1 protein-coding gene is annotated in these 1,146 nt (G+C 71.4%); it reads right to left on the bottom strand.

The features are described from left to right. Positions 1-986: Rieske 2Fe-2S domain-containing protein (locus ACWEBX_RS41220; protein WP_451889790.1), on the bottom strand; the 986-nt coding region annotated here is incomplete at its 3' end. Positions 987-1,146 lie beyond the last annotated feature (160 nt).

Below are 1,146 nucleotides of genomic sequence, written 5' to 3'. Positions count from 1 at the left end.
TGTAGGCGGTCATGACGCCCCACGGGCGGGCCTTCTCGACGATGGTCTCGAAGGGCGCCAGGTACAGCTCGCGCAGGGCGCGCTCGGAGACGAGGCGTGTCCTCCGGCACGTACGCGGCCCAGAGCGAGAACACGGGCAGCTCGCCGCCCTCGGGGACGTCGCGCAGGGTCTGGTACGGATACTCGGTGCGGATCGTGATGACATCGGGCCGGTCCTTCCCCCCGATCCCCTCCGCGGACAGCAGGCCCGCGCCCCGGTCCTTGCGCCCTCCGGCGGGGACGAAGAGATAGCGCGCCTCGACGTGCCGTGGCCCGGCGTCGTACCCGAGCAGTTCCGGCTGGATTCGGCCGAGCACACTCCGGTGCAGGAACTGATGGTTCATGTCGAGCAGGTTCTCGTGCATGAACGAGTAGTGGCAGCGCACGGTGCGGGAGAACGTCATGGTGCGGTGCGTCGCGGAGTGGTACTCGGGAAGGAACGGGAACGGCGCGTCCTCGGCGAGCGCCGGGTCACCGGGGAACACGAACACCAGCCCGTAGGCCTCGCGCACCGGATACGAGCGCACCCCGCGCGGTGGACGCTCGCAGCCCTTGGGCAGGTAGGGAATCTGCGAGATGCGTCCGTCGCCCCGATAGGCCCACGCGTGATAGCAGCAGCGCAGGATGTCGCCCTCGACCACGCCCATGCTCAGAGGTACCTGCCGGTGTGCGCAGCGGTCCTCCAACGCGTGCACGGCACCGCTGCGCCCCCGGTACAGCACGATCCGCTCACCTGCGAAGACGGCCGCGAACGTCCGGTTGCGCCGTACCTTCCGAGAGGTGGCCACCGGGTACCAGTGGTCGGGGGAGATGCCGACCCGGCGCAGGTCGGAGATCCTTCCGGGCCGGTCCGCCGGGCGGCTGTCCGAGTGGTGCGCCACCGAAGGGTCCGGGTGGGAGGCGGGATGCGGGTCCGATGCGGGGCGGTCGTGCCGGGCCTCGGTCATGTGCGGTGCTCCCTTGCATCGGGGCGCGATGTCGCGTCGTGCGGCAGTGGGGAGACCGCGCGGCAGGTCCACGGGTCCGCGTCCCGCCGCGTCGCCATCCCCTCCAGGGAACTCACCCCGCGGCAGTAGGCGGTTCAGCCCCGCCGCCGCGGGGCTCCAC

The organism is Streptomyces sp. NPDC005070 (genome assembly GCF_053600395.1).
This window is presented reverse-complemented; position numbering and strand designations above follow the sequence as displayed.